At 71.3% G+C, this 21,304-nt stretch carries 23 protein-coding genes; 16 read left to right on the top strand and 7 right to left on the bottom strand.

The window, feature by feature from the left end:
• Positions 1 to 591: 591 nt before the first annotated feature.
• Positions 592 to 1,518: a LysR family transcriptional regulator gene (locus ACI2L3_RS21460; protein ID WP_404753954.1), complete on the top strand. Its 927-nt coding sequence runs from the start codon at positions 592 to 594 to the stop codon at positions 1,516 to 1,518.
• A gap of 27 nt (positions 1,519 to 1,545) precedes the next feature.
• Here the strand turns inward: ACI2L3_RS21460 and ACI2L3_RS21455 are convergent, their stop codons facing one another.
• From ACI2L3_RS21455 to ligD, 4 genes are all read right to left on the bottom strand, one after another.
• Entirely contained in the window at positions 1,546 to 2,040 is a 495-nt protein-coding gene (locus ACI2L3_RS21455) for a hypothetical protein (protein ID WP_404753953.1), read from the bottom strand.
• An 80-nt stretch (positions 2,041 to 2,120) separates the two neighbouring features.
• Entirely contained in the window at positions 2,121 to 2,363 is a 243-nt protein-coding gene (locus tag ACI2L3_RS21450) for a hypothetical protein (protein ID WP_404753952.1), read from the bottom strand.
• A gap of 834 nt (positions 2,364 to 3,197) precedes the next feature.
• Positions 3,198 to 4,163 carry a DUF6183 family protein gene (locus ACI2L3_RS21445; RefSeq protein WP_404753951.1) on the bottom strand — a complete coding sequence of 322 codons (966 nt, stop codon included), beginning with the start codon at positions 4,161 to 4,163 and terminating at the stop codon, positions 3,198 to 3,200.
• Between the two features lie 39 nt (positions 4,164 to 4,202).
• Entirely contained in the window at positions 4,203 to 5,237 is a 1,035-nt protein-coding gene (ligD, locus tag ACI2L3_RS21440) for a non-homologous end-joining DNA ligase (protein WP_404753950.1), read from the bottom strand.
• Positions 5,238 to 5,558: 321 nt separating this feature from the next.
• Between ligD and ACI2L3_RS21435 the strand changes: the two genes are divergently transcribed.
• The 4 genes from ACI2L3_RS21435 to ACI2L3_RS21420 all read left to right on the top strand — a co-directional run bounded on the left by ACI2L3_RS21435 (position 5,559) and on the right by ACI2L3_RS21420 (position 10,820).
• Positions 5,559 to 6,707, top strand: coding sequence for a serine hydrolase domain-containing protein (locus tag ACI2L3_RS21435; RefSeq protein ID WP_404753949.1), 1,149 nt, complete (start codon positions 5,559 to 5,561; stop codon positions 6,705 to 6,707).
• A gap of 63 nt (positions 6,708 to 6,770) precedes the next feature.
• Complete coding sequence (locus tag ACI2L3_RS21430) at positions 6,771 to 7,841, top strand: ATP-dependent DNA ligase (RefSeq protein WP_404753948.1); 1,071 nt, start codon at positions 6,771 to 6,773, stop codon at positions 7,839 to 7,841.
• Positions 7,842 to 8,003: 162 nt separating this feature from the next.
• The gene (locus ACI2L3_RS21425) at positions 8,004 to 9,824 is read left to right on the top strand and encodes an FAD-dependent oxidoreductase (RefSeq protein ID WP_404753947.1); all 1,821 of its coding nucleotides are present in this window, start codon (positions 8,004 to 8,006) and stop codon (positions 9,822 to 9,824) included.
• A 48-nt stretch (positions 9,825 to 9,872) separates the two neighbouring features.
• Positions 9,873 to 10,820 carry a DUF3048 domain-containing protein gene (locus tag ACI2L3_RS21420; protein ID WP_404753946.1) on the top strand — a complete coding sequence of 316 codons (948 nt, stop codon included), beginning with the start codon at positions 9,873 to 9,875 and terminating at the stop codon, positions 10,818 to 10,820.
• Here the strand turns inward: ACI2L3_RS21420 and ACI2L3_RS21415 are convergent.
• A complete protein-coding gene (locus tag ACI2L3_RS21415) occupies positions 10,750 to 11,265 on the bottom strand; it encodes a MarR family winged helix-turn-helix transcriptional regulator (protein ID WP_404753945.1) in 516 nt (171 codons plus the stop codon). The genes ACI2L3_RS21420 and ACI2L3_RS21415 overlap by 71 nt on opposite strands.
• Before the next feature lie 188 nt (positions 11,266 to 11,453).
• Between ACI2L3_RS21415 and ACI2L3_RS21410 the strand changes: the two genes are divergently transcribed.
• Genes ACI2L3_RS21410 through pcaD form a run of 8 tightly spaced genes read left to right on the top strand, consistent with a single transcriptional unit; the run spans position 11,454 to position 17,059 of the window.
• Positions 11,454 to 12,209, top strand: coding sequence for a CoA transferase subunit A (locus tag ACI2L3_RS21410; RefSeq protein WP_404753944.1), 756 nt, complete (start codon positions 11,454 to 11,456; stop codon positions 12,207 to 12,209).
• Positions 12,209 to 12,856, top strand: a complete 648-nt coding sequence (locus ACI2L3_RS21405) for a CoA transferase subunit B (RefSeq protein ID WP_404753943.1) — start codon at positions 12,209 to 12,211, stop codon at positions 12,854 to 12,856. Before ACI2L3_RS21410 ends, ACI2L3_RS21405 begins: the two co-directional genes overlap by 1 nt.
• A gap of 44 nt (positions 12,857 to 12,900) precedes the next feature.
• Complete coding sequence (gene pcaH, locus ACI2L3_RS21400) at positions 12,901 to 13,629, top strand: protocatechuate 3,4-dioxygenase subunit beta (protein ID WP_404754045.1); 729 nt, start codon at positions 12,901 to 12,903, stop codon at positions 13,627 to 13,629.
• On the top strand, positions 13,629 to 14,246 hold the full coding sequence (gene pcaG, locus ACI2L3_RS21395) for a protocatechuate 3,4-dioxygenase subunit alpha (protein WP_404753942.1): 618 nt from the start codon (positions 13,629 to 13,631) through the stop codon (positions 14,244 to 14,246). Before pcaH ends, pcaG begins: the two co-directional genes overlap by 1 nt.
• On the top strand, positions 14,243 to 15,568 hold the full coding sequence (gene pcaB / locus ACI2L3_RS21390) for a 3-carboxy-cis,cis-muconate cycloisomerase (RefSeq protein ID WP_404753941.1): 1,326 nt from the start codon (positions 14,243 to 14,245) through the stop codon (positions 15,566 to 15,568). Before pcaG ends, pcaB begins: the two co-directional genes overlap by 4 nt.
• Positions 15,565 to 15,747, top strand: coding sequence for a hypothetical protein (locus ACI2L3_RS21385; RefSeq protein ID WP_404753940.1), 183 nt, complete (start codon positions 15,565 to 15,567; stop codon positions 15,745 to 15,747). Before pcaB ends, ACI2L3_RS21385 begins: the two co-directional genes overlap by 4 nt.
• Positions 15,744 to 15,908 (top strand): hypothetical protein, encoded by a 165-nt coding sequence (locus tag ACI2L3_RS21380; RefSeq protein ID WP_404753939.1) that lies wholly within the window; start codon positions 15,744 to 15,746, stop codon positions 15,906 to 15,908. The genes ACI2L3_RS21385 and ACI2L3_RS21380 overlap by 4 nt, the downstream gene beginning before the upstream one ends.
• On the top strand, positions 15,905 to 17,059 hold the full coding sequence (gene pcaD, locus ACI2L3_RS21375; protein WP_404753938.1) for a 3-oxoadipate enol-lactonase: 1,155 nt from the start codon (positions 15,905 to 15,907) through the stop codon (positions 17,057 to 17,059). Before ACI2L3_RS21380 ends, pcaD begins: the two co-directional genes overlap by 4 nt.
• Positions 17,060 to 17,099: 40 nt before the next feature.
• Here the strand turns inward: pcaD and ACI2L3_RS21370 are convergent, their stop codons facing one another.
• Both ACI2L3_RS21370 and ACI2L3_RS21365 read right to left on the bottom strand, forming a co-directional pair.
• Positions 17,100 to 18,026, bottom strand: coding sequence for an SDR family oxidoreductase (locus ACI2L3_RS21370; RefSeq protein WP_404753937.1), 927 nt, complete (start codon positions 18,024 to 18,026; stop codon positions 17,100 to 17,102).
• Positions 18,027 to 18,066: 40 nt separating this feature from the next.
• Positions 18,067 to 18,831: an SDR family oxidoreductase gene (locus ACI2L3_RS21365; RefSeq protein ID WP_404753936.1), complete on the bottom strand. Its 765-nt coding sequence runs from the start codon at positions 18,829 to 18,831 to the stop codon at positions 18,067 to 18,069.
• Between the two features lie 69 nt (positions 18,832 to 18,900).
• Here ACI2L3_RS21365 and ACI2L3_RS21360 point away from each other — a divergent pair, with 69 nt between their 5' ends.
• From ACI2L3_RS21360 to ACI2L3_RS21350, 3 genes are read left to right on the top strand one after another with little or no spacing between them, the layout of a single operon-like run.
• Entirely contained in the window at positions 18,901 to 19,656 is a 756-nt protein-coding gene (locus ACI2L3_RS21360; RefSeq protein ID WP_404753935.1) for an enoyl-CoA hydratase family protein, read from the top strand.
• The gene (locus tag ACI2L3_RS21355; RefSeq protein ID WP_404753934.1) at positions 19,653 to 20,525 is read left to right on the top strand and encodes a CoA transferase subunit A; all 873 of its coding nucleotides are present in this window, start codon (positions 19,653 to 19,655) and stop codon (positions 20,523 to 20,525) included. The genes ACI2L3_RS21360 and ACI2L3_RS21355 overlap by 4 nt, the downstream gene beginning before the upstream one ends.
• Positions 20,522 to 21,295 carry a CoA-transferase subunit beta gene (locus ACI2L3_RS21350; RefSeq protein ID WP_404753933.1) on the top strand — a complete coding sequence of 258 codons (774 nt, stop codon included), beginning with the start codon at positions 20,522 to 20,524 and terminating at the stop codon, positions 21,293 to 21,295. Before ACI2L3_RS21355 ends, ACI2L3_RS21350 begins: the two co-directional genes overlap by 4 nt.
• The last annotated feature ends 9 nt before the right edge of the window (positions 21,296 to 21,304 follow it).

The raw sequence follows: 21,304 nt of genomic DNA, 5'->3' as shown, positions 1-21,304 counted from the left end.
CCGCTTCGCCGCTGCCGGCACCCGGCTTGCCTGGTCCGTTCAGCTCGCCAGGAGTGCCAGTTCGACTGGCCTGACCAGGAGGCTCTTCCCCGGGCGCACCGGTCTCCTGCACCGAGGTGACGCCTGTTGAGGCTCCGCCAGGCGGCTCCTCCGAGAAGCGACACGCGGTGATGCCCGCACCTGTGTGCCCCTGGCGCCTGCTAACTCATCACGGTGTGCAACCAGAGGTTCCCACCGTGCGCAGGTCGCGCTTGCCTGTTGAGCCCGAACTACGAAGGTTGATGCACGACACCGCTACGTTCTGCTGCTTACCGGTCAGATCCAGGGCCGCATTGAACATGGCCAGGGAGCCGAAAGCCCGATAGAGCTCAACACTTCCGCCGTAAAGGGAATAGCTGGCCTCGCTGATCGTGATCAGTGATCTAGCCACTCCACGGCAGGCCCGGCAGAGAGCACTTTCCCACGTACGCATCCCACATTGCGGCCTCTACTCAGACCTGTAAGGAGTTTCCAGCGGGGCGATCGGTTTCCCCTCTCACCCGACTCGTCCGGCGCGCTGCCCATTTATCATGATCTTGGAGGTGGCTCGCTATGCGAACGGAACAGTTGGAGTACCTGGTGATGGTCACACGGCTGGGCTCTCTGCGCCGCGCCTCTGAGGAACTACACCTTTCTCAACCAGCTCTGGGCGAGGCACTCCGCAAGTTGGAGCGCGAACTGGGCGTGGAGCTTCTGGAACGCCGACGTTCCGGGTCGAAGATCAGTGCCGAAGGACGCGAGCTGCTGCCGCACATCGCCGAGGTGCTGGACGCGGTCGATCGGCTGCTCCAGGCATCCGGCAAACGTCACCATGCGAACCGCAGGCTGCGACTGGGCACAGTCAACGCGGCCACGGCCACGCTCCTCGCGCCAGCCATCCGTGCGTTCCGTGCTATACATCCTTCGACACAGATAGAAGTGGTCGCGGACCGGCAGGCCGGTGTCCAGCAGCACCTCTCCGAGGGCAGTTTGGACCTCGGGCTGATCAGCTACCTCGGGGACGACGACCCTCCAGCCGGCCTTCACACCACCGAGCTACTCCGAGGACGACCGGTCGTCTGCGTCCGCCCAGACAGCCCGCTGGCGGCTCTCAACGCAGTGACCGTCACCGACCTGCTCGCCCATCCGTTGATCGTGATGCGATCCGGCTACGCCATGCATCGCTACCTCCAGCGCCTTCTCGAAGGCAGAACCCCCGCCTCGTCGTACTCGACCGACGGCGCTGAGATGTGCAAGCTGATGGTGGCCCAGGGGCTCGGAGCCAGCGTACTGCCCGACTACAGCGTGTTCGAAGACCCCCTGGAACGCAATGGCACAATTGTCCACCGCCCTCTGGCGCAGGACACCCCTGAACTCCGCGTCGTGATCCACCGACGCCATGCCCAGGTGTCCACGGCAGAACAAGACCTGCATTCCATACTCGTACGAATGGCCGCGGAACGGAATGCAAGCAGTCCTATCGATAAGCGACGAGCCTGAAGGCGTGTCTCTAGGCCCGCCTCGGCATCAGCTTGCGTCGCTGCCCCGTCGGCCTTTACGGCGCTCAATGTGGTTGATCACCAGATTGGCAAGAGCAGCCAAAAGTGTCGCTAGCAGCGCCGGCAGCCAGGGGTGTTCGACGCGGAGCCCGGGAGTGAAGGATTCTACGAGCAGAGCTCCCAGAAACGTCGTTGCCCCGGAGATGGCCGTTTCGGCGCCGCGCTTGGTCCTGTCGGAAATAGCTGTCAGGCGCAGTGCGAGACGTGCAGCGGTGGCGAATACGCCCGCAATCAGGCCACAGGGAGGACACAGCGCGGCTGCCCAGACGAGAGAGCTGGGGTCGTCGACTTCGATCAAGTTGTTGGAGAGGAGGGCGACAACGAAGATGCCTGCCAGCGTCACCGCGCCCAAGGCAGCGAGAACGCCGAGCCCGAGGGCAGTCATCGCGAGGGCAGCTGACACCTTTTCAGGTGTCGACAGAGAGGCCCATGTGGGTTCGTCACCGGAACGCTCGGGTTCCACGGTGCGTCTCCTTTGTGCACGAGAAGAGGGAACGAGCGGCACCCGACGCTGCCGGTGTGCCGCCCGCGAGATCAGTAGTCTCAGCCAACGAACAGCATGATTGCGTGTGCGAGATCCTTGGCGATGTCAGTCGGAACACCGGCCTTGACGCCGACAATCTTGCCGAGCCATGTACCGCCGTGGCGTATGCCGGCGACGATCAGCTTGCAGGCTACCGTGCCCCAGATACGCTCGGAGCCCTTGCGGGCAGCGGGGTCTTCAAGCTGCTTCGCGTACTGCTCGAATTCGCGAATCTGATTCGTGTACGCGCCGTCTGCCCGCATCCGGGCGATGAGGTCGCGGACATCGTCTGCGGTCGGCCGCAGCGGCTATGCGGATGCGGTTCTGCTTCACGCACACTTCCCTTGTAAGCGTGAGGGAGAGGTCAGACGGGTCGGCCGATTGGCAAGCTCCGGTTCGCCTTTCATTCCGCAATACCTCTGCAGTCAGAGGAAGGTTTAACCGGCACCTCGCAGCCTACCCAGAGATTCGAATCAATTACAGAAGGCATTTGCTGTATAGCGATAGGAATTCCCTCACACTGCTCAATATTTGACGATTACTTGGAGGCTTCGGCCTGGCTCGCAGCGCCACGTCTGCCGCATCGAAGGCGGCACCTACGCGGGGCCACCGACCGAGAAGAGCGAGTCGGACGCGGAATTGGGCAGTGCTCTGTCAGCATTGCCGCCACCGTCAACCCAGATACGGCCACCCGCGCTGCTCCAGAAAGCGCCGAACCTCTGAGATCGCCAGTTGGCCGCCGAGGATCTGGGCGGTGAAGCAGACGTTGAACTGTCGCCGGACAACAGCGACAGGACACGCGGGTGCTCCCCATGGCCGACCGGGCTTGGTCCTGGCGGCGGGAGCCCGACCACGTATCGCAGCTGCCCGACGATGGCCGGCCGCAGCGCCTCGCCCCCGTGCTGGTCGTCTCGTCGCCAGTAGTCCTCAATGGATGACTGGAACGCTTCGAGCGTTGCCGAGTTGAGTGTCGTCCTGGAGGTCGGCGCCAAGATGCTGTCGACATCGGGCCCCGGCAGAGTCGCGGGTGCGGCCCTTTCCGCTTCCGCGTCCTGGTGCGCCTCCGCCTGGACGGCTCCCAGGGTCTGCGGCGTTTCTCAAGGCCGCCGCGCCAACCCCAACATGTCGTCGGATTCGTCGGTGTCCGTGGCCGCCAGGACCGCCACCCGCGTCCGCGACGGGTCGAGCACGGCGAGGCCCACGTCGGCCGTGTCGTGGTGGAACCAGGACGTGAAGGCCATGAAGCGCAGCCATCGGCTGTCGGCCGCGTACCGCACGGCGTCCAGGAAGGGTGTGCCGGGCGGCAGGCCGAGCAGCGCGTACAGGCCTTCCCAGGCGTGGAGGCGAGCGTAGGCGCCGTACTGCGGGCGGCCGTTGACGCCGCCGTCGCACGCCGCCACGTACAGCTGAGCGGCCGCGTCGTCGGCCGCCGTCAGACAGCTCAGCATCCCGCCCCGGCCCGGCTCCCCCGCCAGGCAGTCGAGCGGAAGCCCCCGTAGGAACGCCATGCCGAAGTCGTCGTCCCTCAGCGGCCGCGGCAACGCGAAGAACCGCGCCTCGGGCTCTTTCGCCCAGCCTCCGGCCGTGAACGCCCCGGCGGCCGCCCGCGACCGTGCCGCGTCCGGCGTCTCCCGCGCCGTGGCCCCGGCCGCCACGCCGCCCGCCGTGTCCGGCGCCTCCGGGAAGCGGGCCCGCAGCTGTCCCGCCGAGCGCACCGGCCCCACGCCCCGCGTCCGCGCCCCGAAGCGGTGCTCCAGGTCGAGCCGGGTCTCCGGCAGCCGGGCCAGCGGATGCCCCAGCTCACGGAGCCGCTCCGCGTACGCCTCGATGGCGGGCCGCTCCCGCCACGGCACGCCCCTGAGCGCCAGTTCTCCGAGGACGCAGGCCCGCAGTTCGGCCTCTGAATCGGTGGCGCTCCGAGGGGGCTCGGTGAAGAGCGTTTCGAGGTGCGGGAGGCGCCGGTCGCTTGCCAGCTCGGAGGCGAGTGCCCGGAGGCGGTCCGGCCGGGCACCGGCCAGACTCTTCAGCTCCGCCGGATCGGGCAGAATCCTCTCATCACTCACACCGGCAGCCTACGAGCCGGGCCGGTCACCGCGGCTTCGCTACTCCTCCTCGTGCTTCGCCCGGCTCGGCTGGACGCGTTTCGGCTCGCCGGGCATCTTCGGGTACTCCGGCGGGTACGGCAGGTCGCCGAGACCGTGGTCGTGCTCGTCCTTGGTGGCCAGTTCCAGGAGGGCCTCCAGGGAGTGGGCGCGGTCGTCCATGCCCGCGTGGAGGTCGCCGACCTCGGCGAAGCGGCCCGGCATGGTGGCAAGGTCGAAGTCCTCGGGGCGGGCGTCCTCGACCTCGTCCCACCGCAGGGGCGCCGAGACCGGGGCGTGCGGGCGGGCGCGCAGTGAGTAGGCGGAGGCGATCGTGCGGTCCCGGGCGGTCTGGTTGTAGTCCACGAAGATCCGCTGCCCACGCTCCTCCTTCCACCAGGCGGTCGTGACCGCGTCCGGCATCCGCCGTTCCAGTTCGCGTCCGCAGGCGATCGCGGCCCTGCGGACCTGGGTGAAGGTCCAGCGCGGCTCGATGGGCACGAAGACGTGCAGCCCGCGCCCGCCCGACGTCTTGGGCCAGCCGACCAGGCCGCCGAACTCGTCGAGCACGGAGCGGAGTTCATGGGCGGCGCGTACCGCGTCCGCATAGTCGGTGCCGGGCTGCGGGTCGAGGTCGATGCGGAGTTCGTCGGGGTGGTCGAGGTTGTCTCCGCGTACCGGCCAGGGGTGGAAGGTGAGGGCGTTGTACTGGGCGGCCCAGATGACGGCGGCCACTTCGGTGGGGCACATCTCGTCGGCGGTGCGGCCGCTGGGGAAGGCGATGGTGGCGGTGGGGATCCAGTCGGGGTGGTTCTTCGGGACGCGCTTCTGGTAGAAGAACTCGCCGGCCGCCCCGTCCGGGTAGCGCTGCAGGGTCGTGGGCCGGTTCCGGAGCGCGCGGAGGATGCCCGGGCCGACGGCCACGAAGTACTGGGCGACGTCCAGCTTGGTGAATCCCCGCTCGGGGAACACCACCCGGTCCGGGCTGGACAGCCGCACCGTCCGCTCCCCCGTGTCGATCTCCACGGCCGCGCTCTTGCCCTTGGCTGCACCCATACGTGCCACGCTATGCGGATTGGACATTCATCGCACACCGGGCGTTGCGCCCCTTCCGGGGCATATCGGCGGAAGTAGCGGACCACGTATCCGTGCATGTTGTCGCCCTCGCGACCGGGAGTCTCAGCATCCGGGGGGGGTAACCCCCGGCACCGCACTGAGGACAGCGCATCGGTACGTCGGGGGAAGGCCGGATGGGGCGAGCCCTCCTCCGCTGGTGGGATGGTCGCCGACCGCCGGCTCCGGAGGCGACACAGTCGCGGGGTCACAGCCTGAGCGGTCCCTGAACGCGCGCGCAACCTGAACAGAGAAGGGGTCGTCATGCATGGGTCAAGAAGGCGTCGACGAGATCTGCTCGTCCTGACCAGCCTGGCTACAGCCGTCATCGCCGCATCGACCGCGTCCACGGCAGCGGCGAAGCCGCGGCCGGCCGATCCGCTCCAACGGCAGGTGGACGCGGTCCACGACACCGGGGCCGTCGGTGTGCACGCCGAGGTGACGTCACCGGACGCACGCGACAGCGCGTACGCCGGGACGGCCGCGATGAACACGAGGAGGCCGATGCCGCGGGACGGCAGGTTCCGGATCGGCAGTGCCACCAAGACCTTCACCGCCACGGTCGTGCTGCAACTCGTCGGCGAGGGGCGAATGTCCCTGGAGGACACCGTCGAGCAGTGGTTGCCGGGAGTGGTCCGGGGCAACGGCCATGACGGCAGCCGGATCACCGTGCGGCAGCTGCTGCAGCACACCAGCGGCATCCCTGATGTCGAGCCGGAGATACCCGCGTTGAACAGCGCGGACGGCTATCGGGCCGAGCGGTTCCGCACGTACACCCCCAGGGAGCTGGTGGGTCTGGCGATGCGGCAGAAGTCCTCCCCGGGCGCCGGCTGGTCGTACTCCAACACCAACTACGTTCTCGCCGCGATGATCATCCACAAGGTCACTGGCCGGAGTTGGGCACGGGAGGTGAGGGACCGGATCATCCGCCCCCTGGACCTAAGCAACACCAGTACGCCCGGCGTCTTCCCGTCCATCCTGGGCCCGCACGCCCAGAGCTACGCCGCGTTCGGCACCGACACCGCCATCGACGTCACGAAGCTCAATTCGAGTATGGCCGTCGGCTCAGGCTCGATCATCAGCACCGCGCATGATCTGAACCAGTTCTACGCCGCGCTGCTCGGCGGCCGTCTGCTGGCTCCGGCGCAGCTCGACGAGATGACGACCACCATGCCCGCGATGCCCGAGCTGGGCGTGAGGTATGGGCTCGGTCTTGCCGAGATCCCGTTGCCCTGTGGCGGCAGCTACTTCGGCCACCAGGGCGAGCTCCTCGGCTATGTCACCTGGGCCGGCGCCACACGAGACGGGTCCCGGACCGCCGTGGTGTACGTAACCAGTGACGGCGGCCAGGACACCCAGCAAGCCATGATCACGCTCGTGGGCGAAGAACTGTGCCGGACCCGCCCCGTCTGACCTGCGCTTTCTGGAGCTCTCGCCGAACAGGCGGTCCGCGTGGACCGCTCCTAAAGTTGGACCATGGACCTGCCGGTGATGCCGCCCGTGAAGCCGATGCTCGCCAAACCCGTGAAGAAGATCCCGCCGGGTATGCAGTACGAGGCCAAGTGGGACGGGTTCCGGGCGATCGTGTTCCGCGACGGGGACGAGGTCGAGCTCGGCAGCCGCACCGGCAAGTCCCTGAGCCGCTACTTTCCCGAGTTGGTGACGGCCCTGCGGGAGCGGCTGCCGGAGCGGTGTGTGGTGGATGGCGAGATCGTGATCGCCCGGGACGGTCACCTGGACTTCGACGCGCTCACGGAGCGTATCCATCCCGCCGCCTCGCGCGTGGCGACGCTCGCCGAGCGCACGCCCGCCTCGTTCGTGGCGTTCGACCTGCTCGCCCTCGGGGACGAGGCGCTGCTCGACGCGCCCCTGACCGACCGGCGCGACCTGCTGGTGAAGGCGCTGGCGGGCGTCACGGCGCCCGTCCACCTCGCGCCCGCGACCACGGACCCGGAGGTGGCGCACGTGTGGTTCGAGCAGTTCGAGGGTGCGGGCCTCGACGGGGTGATCGCCAAGCCGCTCGACCTGCGCTACCGGCAGAACGAACGCCTCATGTTCAAGGTCAAGCACGAGCGGACGGCGGACTGCGTGGTCGCGGGCTACCGCCTGCACAAGAGCGGGCCCGTCGTCGGGTCGCTGCTTCTCGGGCTGTACGACGACGGGGGCGCCCTGCAGCACGTGGGCGTGTGTGCGGCCTTCTCGATGAAGCGCAGGGCCGAGCTCGTCGAGGAGCTGGAGCCGCTGCGGATGGAGTCCGCGGCCGGGCATCCGTGGGCGTCCTGGACGGACGAGGCCGCGCACGAGACGGCCCGGATGCCCGGCGCCCCTAGCCGCTGGTCGGGCAAGAAGGATCTCTCCTGGGTGCCGCTGCGCCCGGAGCTGGTCTGCGAGGTGGCGTACGACCACATGGAGGGCGGCCGGCGCTTCCGCCATACGGCCGCTTTCCGCAGGTGGCGCCCGGACCGAACGCCGGAGAGCTGCACGTACGCGCAGCTGGAGGAACCGGTGCGGTACGACCTCGCGGACGCGCTGGGCACCGCCGACTGACCGCCGCTTGCGGATGAGGTTGCGGGTCCGTGACTGTCCAGGACCGACCACCTCAATCACGCCAACGTGTGAATCAGCACCCGCGCACCTTCCGCCCCACTGGCCGTGACCGTAGGCTCCTGCGCCTGACACGTCAGTTACCGACGGTAATGGGGGCGGGGCATGGGGCACAGCGGTGCCGAGGGAAGCACGCGGCGGGGGTTCGTCGCGGGAGCCGCGGCGGTCGGCGGGGCGGCCGCGCTGGGAGCGGGGGCGGGGGCGCTGCCCGCGGCGGCGGCCACGCCCGGCACAACACGGGCACCGGCCGCGCCGGACGCGCCGCGCGCGAAGCAGTCGGTGGCCGTGCTCGGCGGCGGAGTCGCCGGGCTCACGGCCGCCCACGAGCTCGCCGAGCGCGGCTTCGCCGTCACGGTCTACGAGCGCAGGGAACTGGGCGGCAAGGCCCGCAGCATGGACGTACCGGGCAGCGCGAAGGGCAACCGCAAGCCGCTGCCCGGCGAGCACGGCTTCCGTTTCATCCCGGGCATCTACCACAACCTCCCGGACACGATGCGCCGCATCCCGTTCCCCGGGAACGCGAACGGCGTGTGGGACAACCTGATCGCGCCCCGCGAGATGTCGTTCGCGCGCACCGGCCGCGAGGACATCAGGATGCCGATCCCGTGGCCCGGCAACGAGCCGGAGAAGCTCACCCTGGACGACATCCGGCGGGCGCTCACCGCGCTGCTCGACACCGCGTTCAACCTGCCGGCCCACGAGGCCGCGTACTTCGTGAACCGCGCCCTCGTCTTCTTCACGAGCTGCGACGAACGCCGCGACGACGACTGGGAGTCGACGCCCTGGTGGGACTTCACCCGCGCCGAGCGGATGTCCAAGGACTACCAGCGCATCCTCGTGATCGGCGTGACCCGCAACATCGTGGCGACGAAGGCGGAGGAAGCGAGCACCCGCACCGTCGGTACGCTCGGCGAGGCGTTCGTGCTCAACGCGCTCGGGCAGGGCGCCGACGGCCCGCCCGACCGCATCCTGAACGCGCCGACGAACGAGGCGTGGATCGACCCGTGGGTCACCCATCTCAAGTCGCTCGGCGTGGAGTTCCGCATCGGCTGGACCGTGCGCGAGCTCGCGTTCGGCGGCGGCCGCATCACGAAGACGGTCGTCGAGGACCCCGACGGCGTACGGCGCGACATCACCGCCGACCACTACGTGCAGGCCATGCCGGTGGAGCACGCGCGCCGGACGTGGAGCAAAGAACTGAAGGCCGCCGACCCGCAGTTGGCGCGCTGCGACAAGCTGCAGACGGACTGGATGACGGGCATCCAGTTCTACCTGACCGAGCGCCCGCCCGTCGTGAAGGGCCACTTCAACCTCATCGACTCCCCGTGGTCGCTGACCGGCATCGCGCAAGCGGGCCACTGGCCCGAGCGGGACTTTCCGGCCGACTACGGAGACGGCGTCGCGGTCGACTGTCTCTCCGTGGACATCTCCGAATGGGACAAGCCGGGGATCCTGTACGGCAAGACCGCCAAGCAGTGCACCCGCGACGAGGTCGCCAAGGAGGTGTGGGCGCAGCTCAAGGCCGCCCTCAACGACACCGGCAAGACGGTCCTCAGCGACAGCAAGCTGCACTCCTGGTTCCTCGACCCGGGCGTCGACGGCCTGGGCACACCGAACCCCACCAACGAGGACCAGCTCCTCATCCACCCGGTGGGCACGTTCCACAACCGCCCGTCGGCCGCCACGAAGATCCCGAATCTCTTTCTCTCCGGGGACTACGTCTCCGTGGACATCGATCTGGCGACCATGGAAGGTGCCAACGCCTCGGCCCGCCAGGCGGTCAACGCCCTGCTGAAGCAGGTGGGTTCGGACCAGAAGCCGTGCACGGTGACGCCGCTGTACCGCGTCCCGGCGATCGAGGCCCTCAAGCGCCACGACCGCACCCGCTACCGGCTCGGGCTGCCGAACGCCCTCGATCTCGGCTGACGGGCTGCGATCGGGCGCGTTCGGGCGCGTTCGGGGTAGGACTCCCGCATGACACGGCGGACGCGGGCACTGGCACGGGCACGGAGCAGGACCGGGGCGGCGGTGGCGATCGCACTCGCCGCCCTGGTGTCCGGCTGCACGATCGAGGGGGCGGACGGGAAGGCTCCGGGGTCGGGCGGTGGCGGCAGCGTGGTCGCCGTGAAGGTCGACAACGTACGTCCGGCGCGCCCGCAGACCGGTCTCGACGCCGCGGACATCGTGTACGTGGAGCAGGTGGAGGCGGGACTCACCCGTCTCATGGCGGTGTACGCGTCCCGGCTGCCGCCCGCCGTCGGGCCCGTCCGCAGCGCGCGCGAGACGGATCTCGAACTCCTGCGCCAGTTCGACCGGCCCGTGCTCGCGTTCTCCGGTGCGCAGTCCAAGCTCCTGCCGCTGATCGCCGGCGCGCCCGTCCGGGCCCTGCCGCCGGGCAAGGCGCCCGGTGACGCGTACTACCGGGGCGGCGCGAAGCCCGTGCCGCACAACCTCTTCGTACGCCCGGGCGCCCTGAAGGCCGACCCGCGCCCGGAGGCACTGGCCGACGCGGGGATCCGGTTCGGGCCGCGCCCGCGGGGCGGCACGCCCCAGACGCGGCGGACGGTCCGCTTCCCCGCGGCGCGCTTCACCTTCGACTGGGTGGAGTACGAGGGGCGCTGGCGCGTCGCGATGGACGGCGAGCGGGCGCGGACCTCCGGCGGCAAGGAGCTGAGCCCGTCGACGGTCGTCGTGCAGTACGTGAAGGTGCGGCCGTCCCGTTTCCACGACCGCTCGGGCAGCGTCTCCCCCTTCACCGAGACGGTCGGCGAGGGCTCCGCGACCGTGCTGCGGGACGGGCGCGCCTACGAGACGCGGTGGAAGCGTCCGGCGGCCGGGGCCGGCACGGAGTTCACGACGGCCGGCGGCGAGCGGCTGCCGTTCGCGAAGGGGCAGGTGTGGGTGGTGTACGCGAAGGCGTGAGCGGGGCCGGGGTGCGCAGCTCCTCCGCCGCGTCCGCGACGCGCTGGATCAGATCGAGGAAGACGGAGCGCTCGTCGGCGGAGAGCGGGGCGAGGAGCACCTGGTTCATCCGGGCCGTGCGCACGGTCAGTCCGCGGTGCGTGCGCCGGCCCTCGTCGGTGAGGCGCAGCAGGTAGCGGCGGGCGTCCTGCGGGTCGCGCACCTTGTCGAGCAGCTCCCGGCGGATCAGCCGGGCGACGACCTCCGCGATCGTGGACCGGTCGAGGCCCACCCGCTCCCCCACGGTGCGCTGGTCGAGGCCGGGCTCGGCGACGAGTGCGTTCAGGACGGCGAACTGGGGTGAGGTGATCTCCTCGGACACCATCGTGTTCCACAGCAGGTGATGCGCCTGCTGCAGCCGCCGGGCCAGGTGCCCGGGGTGGGTGGCAAGGTCCACCGCGGCCATGGGGTCCTCCGTGTCGCTTCGACTCTCCCGGCGGATTTCGTCGGTGCACTGAACAATACCTGTCGCGTGCCGCCAACAGTCCTGCTCTTGTGCAGTAGTTCGAGTCCACCTATCCTCGCCGAAATAGTCAGTGCGCTGATTAATGCGCCCTGACTGATTGGTCGAGCGGGAAGAGAGGGGCAGCGCGGATGGACAAGGTGGTGGCCACGGCCGCCGACGCGGTGGCGGACGTCCCGGACGGGGCGTCGGTCGCGGTCGGCGGCTTCGGGCTGTGCGGCGTGCCCGACGAACTGATACGCGCGCTGCACGCGTCCGGCGTCTCGGGCCTGCGGGTCGTGTCCAACAACTGCGGCGCGCTGGACTCCGGTCTCGCCGTACTCCTGGCGGCGGGCCGCATCGCCCGCGTGACCGGCTCGTACATCGGAGGCAACAAGGAGTTCGCCCGCCAGTACCTCGGCGGTGAGCTGGAGGTCGAGATGATCCCGCAGGGCACGCTCGCCGAGCGGCTGCGGGCGGGCGGCGCGGGCATTCCCGCGTTCTACACCCCGGCCGGAGTGGGCACGCAGGTCGCCGACGGCGGGCTACCGCTGCGCTACGACGGCGAGGGCGGGGTCGCGCTCGCGTCCCCGGCCAAGGAGGTGCGGGAGTTCGACGGCGTCTCCTTCGTCCTGGAGCACGCCATCCGCACCGACTTCGCGCTGGTCCGCGCGGCCAAGGGCGACCGGCACGGCAACCTCGTCTTCAGCAGGTCCGCCCGCAACTTCAACCCGCTCGCGGCGATGGCCGGGCGCGTGACCGTGGCGGAGGTCGAGGAGCTGGTGGAGCCGGGCGAGATCGAACCGGACGCGGTGCACCTGCCGGGGATCTTCGTACGGCGCGTGGTGGCGCTCACCCCGGAGCAGGCGGCGGACAAGCGGATCGAGAAGCGGACGGTGACCGGCTGATGGCCTGGACTCGTGAGGAGATGGCCGCCCGCGCCGCCCGCGAACTGCGGGACGGCCAGTACGTGAATCTCGGCATCGGACTGCCCACCCTGATCCCCAACCACCTCCCGCCCGGCGTCGAAGTACTCCTCGAGTCGGAGAACGGCATCCTGGGAGTGGGCCCCTATCCCACCGAGGCGGAGGTCGACCCCGACCTGATCAACGCGGGCAAGGAGACCGTCACCGTGCTCCCCGGTGCCTCCTTCTTCGACTCGGCGCTCTCCTTCGGGATGATCCGCGGCGGTCACATCGACGTCGCCGTGCTGGGCGCGATGCAGGTCTCCGCGCGCGGGGACCTCGCCAACTGGGCGGTCCCCGGCCGGATGGTCACGGGCATCGGCGGGGCGATGGACCTCGTGCACGGCGCCCGTACGGTCATCGTCGTCATGACGCACACCGCGAAGGACGGCTCGCCGAAGCTCGTCGAGGAGTGCACGCTGCCGCTGACCGGCAAGGGCTGCGTCGACCTGATCGTCACCGACCTCGGCGTCCTCGAAGTGACCGCGCACGGCCTCGCACTGGTCGAAACGGCGCCGGGCGTCACCGCCACGGAGATCGCCGCGAAGACCGCGGCGGAACTCCACATCCCGGACGGATCCGAGATATGAGCCTCGACACCGGACCGCTGCCGGACGGACTCAGCCAGGACGCCATGGACGCGGAGGTCGCGAAGGCGCAGTCGGCCGCGGCGGCCGGCGCGCACCATCCGCCGCGCGACTACCCGCCGTACCGCAGCAGCCATCTGCGGCACCCGAAGCGGCCGTTGGTCCCCCTGCGCGACCCGGAGGCGGTGGAGCTGACCGGTCCGGCGTTCGGCGTCACCGACGTCTCCGCACTGGACAGCGATCTGACGCGGCAGCACGCGGGGGAGCCGCTGGGCGAGCGCATCACCGTGAGCGGCCGGGTCCTCGACCGCCGGGGGCGGCCCGTGCCCGGCCAGCTGGTCGAACTGTGGCAGGCCAACGCGTCCGGCCGGTACGCCCACCAGCTGGACCAGCACCCGGCGCCCCTCGACCCGAACTTCACGGGCTTCGGCCGCTGCCTGACCGGCGACGACGGCACGTACTCCTTCACGACCATCAAGCCGGGCGCCTACCCGTGGCGCAACCACACCAACGCCTGGCGTCCTGCGCACATCCACTTCTCCCTGTTCGGCACCGCATTCACCCAGCGCCTGGTGACGCAGATGTACTTCCCCGGTGACCCGCTCCTCCCCTACGACCCGGTGCTGAGCTCGGTGACCGACGACGCGGCGCGCCAGCGCCTGGTCTGCGCGTACGACCACACACTTTCCGTCCCCGAGTGGTCACTGGGCCACCGCTGGGACATCGTCCTGGACGGCCCGTCCGCGACACTCTTCGAGGAGGACGACGACCACTGATGTACGCATCCACACCCCCGTACGCGCCCACTCCCTCCCAGACCGTCGGCCCCTTCTACGGATACGCGCTGCCGTTCCCGCGCGGAGGCGACGTGGCGCCCGTCGGGGACCCGGAGACCATCACCCTGCACGGGTACGTGTTCGACGGCGCGGGGCAGCCCGTGCCCGACGCCCTGATAGAGACCTGGCAGCCCGCGCCCGACGGCTCCCGTGCGGGCGTGCCCGGCTCGCTGCGGCACGATCCCGTCGTGGGGCGGGTCGTGGGGCGCGACGGTGTCGCGTTCACCGGGTTCGGCCGGGTCCCGACCGACGCCGACGGCCACTGGGCCGTGCGGACGCTGCCGCCGGGCGGCGTCTCGTACATCGCGCTGGCCGTCTTCGCCCGCGGGCTGCTGCACCACCTGTACACGCGCGCGTACCTGGTGGACGAGCCGGGTGACGCGCTGCTCGGCTCGCTCGACGCGGAGCGGCGGGCCACGCTGGTCGCCCGGGGCGAGGCCCCGCGCGCGTACCGGTTCGACATCCATCTCCAAGGGCCCGACGAGACGGTCTTCCTGGACTTCACGGAGTCCTCGGAGTCCGTGGGGTCCGTGGAGCCCGTGGAGGTGTCCCGGTGAGCGGGCTGTTCTCTCCCGGGTGGGCGGGCTCGCCCGCCGCCGACGCGACCTCCGACACCGCCTTCCTCGGAGCGCTGCTGTCCGTCGAGGCGGCACTGACCCGCGCGCAGGCGGCGGTGGGCCTCGCGCCCCCGGAGGCGGCGACAGCGGTCACGGAAGCGGCCGCGGACGCCGGCCGGTTCGACCCGGGGGACATCGCGCTGCGCGCGCGGGACGGCGGGAATCCGGTGATCCCGCTGGTGGCGGCGTTGACGGCCGCGGTGCCCGCGGAGGCGGCGCCGTACGTCCACCGGGGCGCGACGAGCCAGGACATCCTGGACACGGCCCTGATGCTGCTCGCCGCACGGGCGCTGGACCTGACCCTCACGGACCTGGCCCGGGCGGAACGGGCTTTGGCCCGCCTGGCCCGCGACCACCGGAACACCGTGATGCCGGGCCGCACCCTCACCCAGCACGCGGTGCCGACGACCTTCGGCCTGAAGGCGGCGGGCTGGCGGTCCCTCGTCCTCGACGCCCGTGACCGGGTCGAGGCCCTGCGCGGGAGCCTGCCGGCGCAGCTGGGCGGCGCGGCGGGCACGCTGGCGTCGTTCCGGGCGCATGGGGAGGAGGCGGCGGCTGACGGGGCACGGGTGGTGGAGGCCTTCGCCGACGAACTCGCCCTGCGTACTCCGCTGTTGCCCTGGCACACCCTCCGCACGCCCGTCGCCGATCTCGCCTCCGCGCTCGCCTTCACCGCGGGCGCCCTCGGCAAGGTGGCGGCCGATGTCCTCAACCTCTCCCGTACCGAGATCGGCGAACTCTCCGAGAGTGCGGGCGGCGGCTCGTCCGCCATGCCGCACAAGGCCAATCCCGTGCGTGCCACGCTGATCGCCGCCGCCGCGCGGCGGGCGCCCGGTCTCGCCGCGACCCTGTACGGCTCACTGGCCGCCGAGGACGAACGGCCGGCGGGCGCCTGGCACGCCGAGTGGGAGCCCCTGCGCGATCTGCTGCGGCTGGCCGGTGGCGCGGCCCGGGACGCGGCGGAGCTCGTCGAGGGGCTGCGCGTGCACCCGGAGGCGATGCGTGCGCACCTCGACCTCACGGGCGGGCTGATCGTCTCCGAGCGTCTGGCCGTCGAGCTCTCGGCGTCACTCGGCCGGGCCGGCGCGAAGGAGCTGCTGACCCGGGCGGCGGGTCGCGCCCGCGCGGAAGGGCGGAGGCTCGCGGACGTCCTCGCCGACGAGCCCGCCCTGAAGGACATCGACCTCACGGAATCCACCGACCCCACCCGCTACACCGGATTCGCCGCCGAACTCACCGACCGCGCCCTGGAGCGACGTTGACCACCGCACCACACGGCAAACTGCCACACCACACCACCGAAGGCGCCGGGAACGCTCCCCCGCTCCTCCTCGGCCCCTCCACCACCCCGTGGGACGCCGACCTCGCGGAATCCCACGACCCCACCCGCTACACCGGCCTCACCGGCGAACTCACCGACCGTGCCCCGGAGCGACGTTGACCACCACACCCCCCGGCAAACTGCCACACCACACCACCGAAGGCGTCGGCCACGCTCCCGCGCTCCGCCTCTGCCCGTCCATAGGTACCTCCACCGCCCTGTGGGACGTCGACCTCACCCGCTACACCGAACTCACCGACCGTGCCCTGGAGCGACCTTGAGCACCGCACCCCCCAGCAAACTCCCGCACCACACCGTCGAAGGCCCCGAGGACGCTCCCCCGCTCCTCCTCGGCCCCTCCCTCGGCACCTCCACCGCGCTGTGGGATGCCGTCGCGCCCGAGTTCGCCGTCGCGCACCGCGTTGTGCGGTGGGACCTGCCCGGTCACGGGCGGTCCCCCGCGGAGTTGATCGGCCCGGGTGCGACGGTTGCCGACCTCGGCGGGCTCGTTCTCGCGGTCGCCGACTCCCTCGGCCTCGAGCGCTTCGCGTACGCCGGGGTGTCGTTGGGCGGTGCCGTGGGGCTTCACCTGGCGGCTCGGCATCCCGACCGGGTGAGCGCCCTCGCCGTGGTCTGCTCGTCGGCGCACTTCGGTGGCGCCGGGCCGTGGCGGGAGCGGGCCGCCCTGGTGCGCCGCGAGGGCCTGGGCGGGCTCGCGGAGTCGGCGCCGGGGCGCTGGTTCACGCCAGGGTTCACGGTGCCCGCCCTCGTCGCGGACCTCCGGGCGGCCGATCCGGGCGCGTACGCGGCGTGTTGCGACGCCTTGGCCGCGTACGACATGCGGGATTCGCTGGCGTCGATCACCGTGCCCACGCTGGTCGTCGCCGGGCGCGCGGACCCGGCGACTCCGCCCGCCCACGCGCGGGAGATCGCGGACGCCGTACCGGGCGCCTCCCTGGTGGAGCTCGCGAACGCCTCCCATCTGGCGCCCGCGGAGCGCCCCGACGCGGTGGCGGCGGCCCTGCGCGCCCATTTCACGGGCGCTCCACCGAACGGCACGGCCGTGCGGCGCGCCGTGCTCGGTGACGCGCACGTGGACCGCGCGGAGGCGAACACGACGCCCTTCACGGCGCCCTTCCAGAACTTCATCAGCCGCTACGCGTGGGGCGAGATCTGGACCGATCCCACACTCGCCCGCCGCGAGCGCAGCATGATCACCATGACCGCGCTGGTCGCCCACGGCCACCTCGACGAGCTCGCGATGCATGTGCGAGCCGCCCGCCGGAACGGCCTGACGCCCGAGGAGATCGGCGCGGTCCTGCTGCAGACGGCGGTGTACTGCGGGGTGCCCGCGGCCAACGCGGCGTTCGCGGTGGCCGATCGGGTGCTCGCCGAGGAAGCCGGGGGGCGGCAAGGACGCGGCGGAGGGTGACGTGCGCCGGCCGGGTGCCCATGGGGCCCGCGCCGCGACGTCACCGGGCCCCGTACACCGGCCGCGGCGCCCCCGCCTCGGCCAGCAGCTTCAGCGCCGTCTCGCCCGCCTCCGCCGGGGTCCAGCGAGCACCCTTGTCCGCGCTGGGGCCCGGGCGCCAGCCCTCCATGACGGTGATGCGGCCCGCCTCCGTCTCGAAGACGCGGCCGGTGACCCCGGCGGAGGCGGTGGAGCCGAGCCAGACGACGAGGGGGGACACGTTCTCCGGGGCCATCGTGTCGAAGCCGCCGTCCTCGGGGGCGGCCATCGTGTCGGCGAAGGTCTGCTCTGTCATGCGGGTCCGGGCGGCGGGCGCGATGGCGTTCACCCGTACTCCGTAGGAGGCGAGTTCGGCGGAGGCGACCAGGGTGAGGCCGAGGATGCCCGCCTTGGCGGCGCTGTAGTTGCCCTGGCCGACGCTGCCGGACAGGCCCGCTCCGGAGCTGGTGTTGACCACGCACGCGTGCGGGGTCCGGCCGGCCTTCGCCTCGGCCCGCCAGTGGGTACCCGCGTGCTTCAGGGGCAGGAAGTGCCCCTTGAGGTGGACGCGCATCACGGCGTCCCAGTCGTCCTCCTCGAGGTTGACCAGCATCCGGTCCCGCAGGAAGCCCGCGTTGTTGACGAGGGTGTCGAGGCGCCCGTACGTGTCGAGCGCGGTCCGCACCAGCGAGGCCGCGCCCTCGGACGTGGCGATGTCGCCGCCGTGCGCGACGGCGTCGCCGCCCGCCGCGCGGATCTCCTCGACGACGTCGTGCGCGGGCCCGCCGGAGGCCCCCGATCCGTCGGGCCCCACGCCGAGGTCGTTGACGACGACCCGGGCGCCCTCGGCCGCGTACGCGCGCGCGTGCGCCCGGCCGAGGCCGCGCCCCGCCCCCGTGACGATCACGACGCGGCCGTCGCAGAGCCCGGACTTGGCAGCTGACGTCATACGGAACTCCTCGGTCGGGTGTGGGCGATGTGCGGGTCGTTCAATGGTTGACGGAGGCCGCGGCCAGGAACGCGGGGCGTTCGCCGCCGCCGTGCAGCCGGAGCGCAGCTCCGCTGATGTACCGGGCGCGGTCGGAGGCCAGGAAGACACAGGCGTCGCCGACGTCGGAGGGGTCGGCGAGGCGGCCCAGCGGGACGGTGCGGGCGACCCGGGCGACGCCCTCGTCGTCTCCGTAGTGCAGGGCGGTGTTCTCGGTGCGGGCGAGGCCGAGGACGACCGTGTTGACGCGCACGGCGGGGGCCCACTCGACGGCCATGGTTCCTGCGAGGTTCTCCAGGCCCGCCTTCGCGGCGCCGTACGCGCCGCTGCCGGGTGAGGGCCGGGTCCCGCTGACGCTGCCGATCATCGTGATGCTGCCGCCCGTCTCCTGCCCTCGCATCACCTCGTACGCGGCGAGGGAGGCGTACAGCGGGGCGAGCAGGTTCAGTTCCACGATCTTGGCCTGGCGGGCCGGGGCGGTCTCGGCGAGCAGCCCGAACGGCGTGCCGCCCGCGTTGTTCACCAGCGCGTCCACCGCGCCGTGGTCCACGGCCACTTCGGCGAAGAAGGCGGTGGCCGCCGCCGCGTCGCGCAGGTCGAGCGGCCTGAACTCGGCGGTAGCGCCCGCCGCTTCGACGGGCTCGTCCGGCGGCCGGCGGGCGCAGACGACGACCCGGGCGCCGGTGGCGAGAAAACTCCGGGCGATTCCAGCACCGACGCCCCGCGTGCCGCCGGTCACGACGACCACCTGTCGTGGGTCAGTCATCGCTGCTACCTTTCCAACTAACAAATGTTTGGTTGAAGGCGTGTGGGTTGAAAGGTAGCGGATCGTCTGATGTCTGTCTCCACCTCCGCCCCGGACAAGGGCGTCACCGTCGTCACCGTCGACTACCCGCCGGTGAACGCACTGCCGGTACGCGGCTGGTACGACCTGGCGGACGCGGTCCGCGCCGCCGGCCGCGACCCCGACACGCGCTGCGTCGTCCTGACCGCCGAGGGCCGCGGGTTCAACGCGGGCGTGGACATCAAGGAGATGCGGCGCGACCCCGGCCACACCGCGCTGATCGGCGCCAACCGCGGGTGCTACGCAGCGTTTTCGGCGGTGTACGAGTGCGAGGTGCCCGTCGTCGCGGCGGTGCACGGCTTCTGCCTGGGCGGCGGCATCGGTCTCGTGGGGAACGCGGACGCGATCGTGGCCAGCGAGGACGCCACCTTCGGCCTTCCCGAGCTGGACCGGGGCGCGCTCGGCGCCGCCACCCACCTGGCCCGCCTCGTCCCCCAGCACCTGATGCGCGCCCTGTACTACACCTCGCGGACCGCGACGGCCGCCGAGCTGCACGCGCACGGCTCCGTGTGGCGGGTCGTCCCGCGTGTGGAACTGCTGGACGCGACCCTGGAGTTGGCGCGGGAGATCGCCCGCAAGGACGGCACGCTGCTGCGTTTCGCGAAGGCCGCGATCAACGGAATCGACCCCGTGGACGTGCACCGCAGCTACCGCTTCGAGCAGGGCTTCACCTTCGAGGCGAACCTCAGCGGCCTTGCCGACCGCATCCGTGCGGATTTCGGGACGCGAGAAGAGGGCGATGCATGAGCGGCAGGACCGACAAGAAGATGACGGTCGACGAGATCGTGGGGCGGCTGGCCAGCGGCATGACGCTCGGCATCGGCGGCTGGGGCTCCCGCCGCAAGCCGATGGCGCTGGTCCGCGCGCTGCTGCGGTCCGACGTCACGGACCTGACCGTCGTGTCGTACGGCGGCCCGGACATCGGCCTGCTCGCCGCGGCCGGCCGCATCCGCAAGCTCGTCACGGCCTTCACCACCCTCGACTCGATCCCCCTGGAGCCGCACTTCCGCGCGGCGCGCGAGCGTGCCGCGTTCGAACTCGTCGAGCTGGACGAGGCGATGTTCATGCAGGGCCTCACCGCGGGCGCCCAGCGGCTGCCGTTCCTGCCGATCCGGGCGGGGCTCGGCTCGGACGTGATGCGCGTCAACCCGCACCTGCGGACGGTCACTTCTCCGTACGACGACAGGGAGGAGCTCGTCGCCGTGCCCGCGCTGCGGATGGACGCGGCCCTGGTGCACATGAACCGCGCCGACCCCTTCGGCAACGGCCAGTACCTCGGCCCCGACCCCTACTTCGACGACCTGTTCTGCGAGGCCTCCGACACCGCGTACGTCTCGTGCGAGCGCATCGTCGACTCCGCCGAGCTCACCGCGCACGCCGCACCCCAGACGATGCTCGTCTCCCGGCACTCGGTGACGGGCGTGACCGAGACGCCCAAGGGCGCGCACTTCACGTCCTGCGTGCCCGACTACGGCCGCGACGAGCCCTTCCAGAAGGCGTACGCCGCCGCGGCAGCCGACCCGGAGACCTGGCGGGACTTCCGGAACCGCTTCCTCGCCGGGACCGAGCGGGACTACCAACTCGCCGTCCAGGCCTGGCACAAGGAGCAGCGATGACCCCGGCCACCGCACGGGCCGCCACCCGCGCCGAGTACTGCGTGATCGCCTGCGCCGAGGCCTGGCGGGGCGACGGCGAGATCCTCGCCTCCCCCATGGGCACGGTCCCGTCGGTCGCGGCCCGCCTCGCCAAGCTGACCTTCTCCCCCGACCTGCTGCTGACCGACGGCGAGGCCCTGCTCATCGGCGACGTCCCCGCGGTCGGCGCGGCGTCGGCGGTGACCGAGGGCTGGCTGCCGTACCGCAAGCACCTGACGATGGTCATGGGCGGCAAGCGGCACGTGATGATGGGCGCGAGCCAGCTCGACCGGTTCGGCAACCAGAACATCTCGTGCATCGGCGACTGGTCCCGTCCCCGACGGCAGCTGCTCGGCGTGCGCGGCGCCCCGGTCAACACGCTGAACAATCCGGTGAGTTACTGGGTACCGAGGCATTCCGCGCGCGTGTTCGTCGAGAAGGTCGACATGATCAGCGGCGTCGGGTACGACAGCGCGGCCGCCGCCGGGCCCTCCGCGACCCGCTTCCACGATCTGCGCCGGGTCGTCTCCGATCTCGGCGTCTTCGACTTCGGGGCCCCTGATCACGCGATGCGTCTGGTGTCCCTGCATCCGGGCGTGACCCTGGAGCGGGTGCGGGAGGCCACCGGGTTCGCGCTGGCCGTGCCGGGCGACGACGTCCCGTACACCCGGGAGCCGACCGCCGAGGAGCTGCGGCTGATCCGCGACGTGGTGGACCCGGACGGCCTGCGCGACCGCGAGGTGCGCCCGTGACACCGGAGC

Source organism: Streptomyces sp. NPDC029674, assembly GCF_044903205.1.
In the GTDB taxonomy this organism is placed as follows: Bacteria; Actinomycetota; Actinomycetes; order Streptomycetales; family Streptomycetaceae; genus Streptomyces.
This window is presented reverse-complemented; position numbering and strand designations above follow the sequence as displayed.